Source organism: Cytophagia bacterium CHB2, assembly GCA_030263535.1.
GTDB lineage: Bacteria > Zhuqueibacterota > Zhuqueibacteria > Zhuqueibacterales > Zhuqueibacteraceae > Coneutiohabitans.
The window spans coordinates 1-6,465 of record SZPB01000363.1 but is presented as its reverse complement, the minus strand read 5'-3'; the positions used below and the strand labels follow the sequence as shown (position 1 = coordinate 6,465).

Here is a 6,465-nt window from a genome sequence, read left to right as displayed (position 1 = left end):
TGGTGGGGCGGATTTTACTATAAACATTCCACCGCTTCGCGGTTTGTTTAAGACGATTATCGATTCTTTCTTGTCATATCTCAGCATGCAAAATTCAGGATATAACTTTCCTGTATCTCAAACTGCGAATGAACGCTGACAAACACGAAGAAAAATCAGTGAAAATCAGTGTTCATCCGTGACTAAAAAAACCGCATCTTTAGAAATCGATCCACAATAAAAATCACCATCGAAATCAGCAACCCCACATAAACCGGCTCAACATTTAACCAATAATTTCCAGCACTCCCCGTCGCCAACCACAACCCTGTCACGCCCGCGCTTAAAATCATCGACAGCAATGCCGCAGCCGGAGACATTTTCCATTTCGGCGAAAAACTCGAAGCCAATGGCAGCAGCAATGCTGGGGTAATGATCGTGCCGATCTGATACCAAATCGCGACTATGGATTTTGCCCACAACGCAATCAAAACGGCAACCACGAACGTGATAATCATGCCGATTTGCGTGAGAGCAGTCGCGCGCGACTCGCTCACATTTTGTCCGAATTTCGCGAAAATGTCCTTGCCAAGTGAAATCGCGGCCAGAAATGAAAAACTGTCAATCGTGGACATGATGATGGCGAGCAACGCTACGAAAAAAATCCCGCGCGCCGCAGACGGCAACAGATGCAACGCCAATTCGGGATAAGAGGCTGCCGGATTTTCCAAGCCCGGCAAAATCGCGCGCGCGTAAAGGCCGGTTGCCGTGGTCATCAAATCAAAACAAATCCAAAAGCCAATGGCAATGATGATGCCCCAGCGCGCCACGCTCTCGGTTTTTGCCGCAAAGCAGCGCTGATAAAAACTCGGATCGACCAGCGTGCTCATCGCGATGAAATACCACACCAGAATGTATTGCGGGCTGTTGCCGCCGTGCCAGGTGAGATGGGTTGCCGGTAACTGCTGCTGCAAAAAATCCCAGCCGCCGTAACGGCTCACCGCAAAGATCAAAATCAGCGCGAACCCGAGGTACATCAAAATGAATTGCAAAATCTCCGTGCGCACCACCGCCGGCAAGCCGCCGCGAAAGCAATAAATAATCGAAAAAAAAGTGCCCACCACCACGCCCAGCCACAATGGCCATCCGAACAGCATTTCACAAAGCACGCCCAGCATCAAGACGTAAGGCGCGGGCGTCGCCAGGATGGCAATGAAGAAGGCACCCGCCATTCCGGCTTTGCGGCCGTACGCCGTTTCCAGTTGTTCGGGAATCGTGAGCACGGGCGCACGCCGCGCTCGGCCTGCCAAAAACACGGCAAAGATTAAGGCATGCAAATAATAGGGCACGCCGAATACCAGCCAATTAGAAACGCCATATTGATAAGAGAACTCTCCCACGCCGAGAATGCCGCCATACCACGTTGCGACCAGCGTGGCCACAAACGCCGGCAACGACAAGCGCCGGCCCGCGACGAGATACTCTTCCAGCGTGCCGGTGGTTTTGCGCGAACGCATAAAGCCGAGCACGAGCAAAGCAATCAAATAGAGCAGCAGAATGAAGTAATCAAGCGCCGAAAGATGAGCAGCCGCCATGGGGATTCGATTGTGGTGTTATGAAAGTTCGATCACAGTGCAACGCCGCACAAGGGTTCTAACATAAACAAACCGGCAGTGACACGCAAGGCAGACGCTGATTTTTGAACGTCACGCCTCTTCGACGCAGCCTGAGCTGGGGACGCAGTCTGAGCTTGTCGAAGGCTGAACAGAGGCGCAGCCTGAGCTTGTTGAAGGCAGAGTTGCACCAATTTTAGCGCATTTTCCACTATTTGCCGGTAAATACCACAACGAGCCGGAACCAAAATCTTCGGAAACAGATCAATGCGGATTCACGCTGATTTTTAGCTATGTTGATTTGTTGAATCTGTGTCCAAAATATTTGCATCAAAAGCAACGATTTCACTTTTATCGGGCTACAGCATCCTTCCGCCAAAGCATCTGAAATGGGCTGCTCTTCTGCTTGAAGTTTATTTTGCCGCGACACGACTCGTCGCAAGAAAGGCAAAAGAGCCGTTGGAAACGTTCACGCGATCAAAGCTCGAAAGGTTCGAACGCATGTCACACACAACACCTTGCCGGCGCACGCTGCGGAGATTCGCTTCAACTCTGCCATCCGCCGTCTTCAGCGCGATTTTTCTAATTGCGTCTTCATCGCACAGCCAATCCGCCGTATCCGGCAAGCCGCAGATTGCAGTGTTGAATTTGGAAGGCCGCGGCATTTCGGAAAACGAAGCGGCAACGCTCAGCGAGCGGCTGCGCGGTCAGCTTGTAAAAACCAACGCATTCATCGTGATCGATCGCGAGAACATGGACAAAACCCTGGGCGAGCAGGGCTTTCAAATGACGGGCTGCACACGCGTTGCTTGCGCGGTGCGTGCCGGACAAATCTTGAATGCGAAAAAAATCGTTCTCGGCTCAATCGGCAAGCTGGGCGCAACCTATGCCGTTGACATTTCGGTTATCGACGTGGAGTCCGGACAAATCGAGAAATCCTTCAACAAAGATCATCGCGGCAAGATTGACGGCTTGCTGGAGATACTCGCTGCAATTGCCGTGGAAATGTCCAGCAGCGCGCGGCCGGGTTTCAGCGCGCAATCCCAGAACAAACATCAGCTCAAGATTTATTCTTCCCCCTCGGGCGCGGAAGTCCTCATCAACGGCAAAGTCATGGGCAAAACGCCGTTGACCGGCAATGTGCCGCATGCCAGCAAGCTCAAAATCATTGTCCGGCGCGAGGGCTACGCGGAATGGCAGCAATCACTCACCATGGAAAATGATTCTCAATTGAATGCGGAACTGGCGCCGCTCAAGGCGGGATCATCCAAAACCTGGTTGTGGGTGGCGGGCGGCGCTGCAGCGATTGGCACAACCGCGTATGTTTTGCTGTCAGGCCGTGAATCAAATGGCGGGACTAACGAAAGCTTGCCGGCCTTTCCCTGGCCGCCGAGGTAACTGCCGGGCGGCTGGTAGGAAGTCAAACTTATTTGAAATGTCTGGGGAAATCCATCGCGTCATGCAAGACTCTCAGAATCTCAATGCCCTCAGCCGTGGCGCGGTAAAAGATGACGTGGCGGCCTTCGTGATAGCTAAAGGGAGCGCCAACAATCTCGTCGCGCTTTTTTCCCATCTCAGGCGTTTCGGCAAGAAAGGCGAAGCGATCGCCAAGCTGTTTGAGATATTTGAAGCGTTGCTGTCGCCCCCATTTTTGGTCGGTGTGGCGGCTAATGTCTCGTAAATCTGCCCGCGCTTTGGGGGTGATTGAGACTTTTTTCATGGCTTGGCGTTGGCGTAACCCAGCTCCTCATCAACCTCTTGCATGAGTTCATCGAAATCAAAATCTACACACTCTCCTCTATCTGCCTGGTCAAGGCCGATACCGACTTCTCGATTGAGCGCGGCAAGTTTCTTTTGATGATATACTTCGAATTTGAGTACAATGTCTGAAACAAATGCTGCTTCATCCGCATAGCTTCCGGAGGCGACTTGCGCCTTGACCACTTCTGCCGCTTTGCCTGAAAGTTGTATGTGCATGATCGTCCCTTTCTTCATTTTCGTGATGGCTCGAATATACTCCCTGACAAGACTTTTGGCAATAAAAACTTGAGTGACAACCGCCCGGGCGGTGCTGTCACGAAACACGGCCTCCGGGCGCGTTCAAAACGATTTTCCGCATGTCATTTCCGGTAGGGATTTTCTTCAGCATTCCACCGAAAGACTCTTTCGGTTCGAGGCGAGATTTCTCCTTCACGCGGAAAGATGTTTCTGCCTTGCTACGTATTCATCGACGAGGCGGCGAATCATCTTTTGATACGGCGTATGATGCCTCTCGGCTTTCTCTTTGAAGAAGTCAAGGCTGCTCTTGCTGAGTGCAATCGTTATCTTGACGGTTTCTTCCTTGAAGGCGAGTTGTTCCGGTGAGGGGAGGAAATCCGCAATAACCTCGACCTGGTTCATCGGCTCGTCGGTATACTTAATTCTTTTTCGCGTTTTGCTCTTCATAGATCTTCTTGCCTTTTCTCCAATAACCAGCGCCAAATACTCTGATCTTGTTCTCTCGGTAGGTGAAGCGTACCGTCATAATCCCATCACCGACCTTGCCGACGCAGTAGAATCTTTCTTCGGCATCGCTATGGGCATGATCTTTCAAAATAACACGGTTATGATCTGCAAAAGCATACTGTGCTTCGACAAATGATACACCGTGTTTATTTTGATTTTCCCAATCCTTTTCAAAATCCCATTCAAACTCAACTTTCTCTGTCATGCGGCAAAGATACGGCGAGGCCAGAGAAAAAGCAATATTTTTGTATGGCTAATATTGCCGCTGAGGAACGGTCGGCTTTGCCAGGTTTCTCACACGCATTCGCCCACTTTTGCGGGTATACTGTACCTCAGTTTCGGGTGAATTGGGGATCGTGTGGAATCGCGCTTTGTCCGCCAAAACTTTAATAACCTCTTTAAAGTTGAATCATTGCAAAAAAAGCAAAGATTTTTCCAACTGATTGAAAAACTCAACTGATAAAGCCTCCCGCATCCGTTGGGTTTTTCTACCCGCTGGAGATGTTCGTTTTGGTTGCGGCTCGTTCGCGTTGGCTTTCTCGCTGTTTCAATGGCTGCTGTGAAAAATGGCTTGCCTTTCGTGGCGTCGCTTGTTATTTTATTTTCGTCCTGACGAACAAGCAAGGATAAGCCATGTCAAAAACAAAAATACAGACTCGTGACCATATCACGCTCCCCATTCCCAAAACCGTGATAACGCAACACGACCTGAAAGTGGGGGACACGTTTACTGTCACCAAAGTTACGGATAAGGGTCTGGTGTTGACGCGCAAGAATGGCCGGTTGCGAGCTTTAAAGAAGCAGAGCGAAGCTCACGCCGTTGAACTTGATCAAGATCGTGAAGGCTGGATGTCTTTAGCGCTCACGTCGTGGGACAATGAGTTTGGCGACAACGAGCCCGAATACACCTCGGACATGATCAAAAAACCGAACCCAGCATATGCAAGAGGGTAGTGTCGTTATCGCGGTTATCCAACAAGCAGATGGTCAATTGAAAAAACGCCCTGCGGTTGTTTTACGCGAGCTGCCGGGTTACCACGATTTACTGATCTGCGGAGTGAGCTCGCAACTGCACCAGGCGCTCAAGGGGTTTGACGAAATCATCTCTCGTTCTGATGCTGATCTTGCTGCAAGTGGGCTGCAATCCGACTCGTTGATTCGACTGGGGCATCTCGTGGCAATCCCTCCAAAATATATCGAAGGTGAAATCGGCTCAATCTCGGCAAAACGGCGCAAGCGGCTGCTGAAAAACCTTAGCAATTACCTCGTCAAGAAACCTTAACGAAAACCTTCCTATCGTACAGGCTTTCCCCCTTCTCCAGAATTTGCCTTTCCTCAATTTACGAAATCATCGACAAGCCTTTGGCCTGAGTTGCGGCTCGCGAACAGGTAAAATGTGTGTATAGAGCAACTTGCCGCATTCTCATGCTTTTGCGGGTATATTTTTCGACAGTTTAGGGTGAGCTGGGATCGCGTGGAATCGCCCTTTGTCCGCCAAAACCGCGCCCTTCCGGCGACTCGACTCATCAAACTCCGCGAGGGGGTGCCGTGTTTATTGCTGCAAATTTATCCCGTGAAGCACCACAACCGCCCGGGCGGTAGCACCTTTTGTCCGCCAAAACCGCGCTCTTCCGGAGATTCGACTCATCAAACTTCGTGAGGGGTGCTATGTTTATCGCTGCGAATTTATCCTGTGAAGCACCACAATCGCCCGGGCGGTTGTTCATGAGTGCGGAGAAGTCAATTGGCGTGCTTGCTGCAATTTATCACCGCCCGGGCGGTGGCAACTTTTGTCCGCCAAAACCGCGCTCTTCCGGAGATTCGACTCATCAAACTTCGTGAGGGGTGTTATGTTTATCGCAGCAAATTCATCCTGATGGAAAACGCCGATTAGAATGCCGCCTGCTGATACCATTTTGAGAACTGGTACTGAATCACCGCCTTTTACATTTCATTTCCCCGCGGTTTCATAAGAGTAAGGTTCAAAAATTATGAGTACGGTCGCTAAAGGTAATCAATTTGAAGATCGCGTATTTGACGCAATAAAGCATGAACTTGCTTCAGAACGGTTGGGACTTTTACCCAAGGCGTGTCAAATTTTCAAAAAGAAGAAGTACTATTCAAAAATTAGAAAAGCCGATATCGAAATTGATATTTCAATTGAAGTGTTCTTACCAAATATGTCGAGTTGGTCTTTCCTTTGGGCAATTGAGTGTAAGGATTACAAGGGTGCTCTACCGGTAAATGATGTTGAAGAGTTCCATGCAAAATGTCAAGGGTCACCACAATTCCCCCACCCGGGGTCAGGATAATTCCCCCACCCCCTGCGGGAGGAAGCGGTTTAAGATAGGCGGAAATGCGCCGCGGC

General features: G+C 50.2%; 9 protein-coding genes. 4 read left to right on the top strand and 5 right to left on the bottom strand.

The window, feature by feature from the left end:
* Nucleotides 1-182 precede the first annotated feature (182 nt).
* Entirely contained in the window at nucleotides 183-1,574 is a 1,392-nt protein-coding gene (locus FBQ85_24805) for a sodium:solute symporter family protein (GenBank protein MDL1878353.1), read from the bottom strand.
* A 519-nt stretch (nucleotides 1,575-2,093) separates the two neighbouring features.
* Between FBQ85_24805 and FBQ85_24800 the strand changes: the two genes are divergently transcribed.
* Complete coding sequence (locus FBQ85_24800; protein MDL1878352.1) at nucleotides 2,094-2,990, top strand: PEGA domain-containing protein; 897 nt, start codon at nucleotides 2,094-2,096, stop codon at nucleotides 2,988-2,990.
* 28 nt (nucleotides 2,991-3,018) lie between these two features.
* On the opposite strand, the gene FBQ85_24795 is transcribed toward FBQ85_24800, so the two are convergent.
* The 4 genes from FBQ85_24795 to FBQ85_24780 all read right to left on the bottom strand — a co-directional run bounded on the left by FBQ85_24795 (nucleotide 3,019) and on the right by FBQ85_24780 (nucleotide 4,302).
* Entirely contained in the window at nucleotides 3,019-3,312 is a 294-nt protein-coding gene (locus tag FBQ85_24795; protein MDL1878351.1) for a type II toxin-antitoxin system RelE/ParE family toxin, read from the bottom strand.
* The gene (locus tag FBQ85_24790; protein ID MDL1878350.1) at nucleotides 3,309-3,677 is read right to left on the bottom strand and encodes a hypothetical protein; all 369 of its coding nucleotides are present in this window, start codon (nucleotides 3,675-3,677) and stop codon (nucleotides 3,309-3,311) included. Before FBQ85_24790 ends, FBQ85_24795 begins: the two co-directional genes overlap by 4 nt.
* 105 nt (nucleotides 3,678-3,782) lie before the next feature.
* Nucleotides 3,783-4,037, bottom strand: coding sequence for a CopG family transcriptional regulator (locus FBQ85_24785; GenBank protein MDL1878349.1), 255 nt, complete (start codon nucleotides 4,035-4,037; stop codon nucleotides 3,783-3,785).
* Complete coding sequence (locus tag FBQ85_24780) at nucleotides 4,009-4,302, bottom strand: BrnT family toxin (GenBank protein ID MDL1878348.1); 294 nt, start codon at nucleotides 4,300-4,302, stop codon at nucleotides 4,009-4,011. The genes FBQ85_24785 and FBQ85_24780 overlap by 29 nt, the downstream gene beginning before the upstream one ends.
* 428 nt (nucleotides 4,303-4,730) lie before the next feature.
* On the opposite strand from FBQ85_24780, the gene FBQ85_24775 reads away from it, so the two are divergent.
* The 3 genes from FBQ85_24775 to FBQ85_24765 all read left to right on the top strand — a co-directional run bounded on the left by FBQ85_24775 (nucleotide 4,731) and on the right by FBQ85_24765 (nucleotide 6,409).
* A complete protein-coding gene (locus FBQ85_24775) occupies nucleotides 4,731-5,051 on the top strand; it encodes a hypothetical protein (GenBank protein MDL1878347.1) in 321 nt (106 codons plus the stop codon).
* Nucleotides 5,038-5,379, top strand: a complete 342-nt coding sequence (locus FBQ85_24770) for a type II toxin-antitoxin system PemK/MazF family toxin (GenBank protein MDL1878346.1) — start codon at nucleotides 5,038-5,040, stop codon at nucleotides 5,377-5,379. Before FBQ85_24775 ends, FBQ85_24770 begins: the two co-directional genes overlap by 14 nt.
* A 709-nt stretch (nucleotides 5,380-6,088) precedes the next feature.
* Nucleotides 6,089-6,409 carry a hypothetical protein gene (locus FBQ85_24765; GenBank protein ID MDL1878345.1) on the top strand — a complete coding sequence of 107 codons (321 nt, stop codon included), beginning with the start codon at nucleotides 6,089-6,091 and terminating at the stop codon, nucleotides 6,407-6,409.
* The last annotated feature ends 56 nt before the right edge of the window (nucleotides 6,410-6,465 follow it).

Excerpts from the sequence above, each read along its gene's own strand:
- FBQ85_24805 (MDL1878353.1), bottom strand. The coding sequence starts at position 1,574 with ATGGCGGCTGCTCATCTTTCGGCGCTTGATTACTTCATTCTGCTGCTC.
- FBQ85_24800 (MDL1878352.1), top strand. The coding sequence starts at position 2,094 with ATGTCACACACAACACCTTGCCGGCGCACGCTGCGGAGATTCGCTTCA.
- FBQ85_24795 (MDL1878351.1), bottom strand. The coding sequence starts at position 3,312 with ATGAAAAAAGTCTCAATCACCCCCAAAGCGCGGGCAGATTTACGAGAC.
- FBQ85_24785 (MDL1878349.1), bottom strand. The coding sequence starts at position 4,037 with ATGAAGAGCAAAACGCGAAAAAGAATTAAGTATACCGACGAGCCGATG.
- FBQ85_24780 (MDL1878348.1), bottom strand. The coding sequence starts at position 4,302 with ATGACAGAGAAAGTTGAGTTTGAATGGGATTTTGAAAAGGATTGGGAA.
- FBQ85_24775 (MDL1878347.1), top strand. The coding sequence starts at position 4,731 with ATGTCAAAAACAAAAATACAGACTCGTGACCATATCACGCTCCCCATT.
- FBQ85_24770 (MDL1878346.1), top strand. The coding sequence starts at position 5,038 with ATGCAAGAGGGTAGTGTCGTTATCGCGGTTATCCAACAAGCAGATGGT.
- FBQ85_24765 (MDL1878345.1), top strand. The coding sequence starts at position 6,089 with ATGAGTACGGTCGCTAAAGGTAATCAATTTGAAGATCGCGTATTTGAC.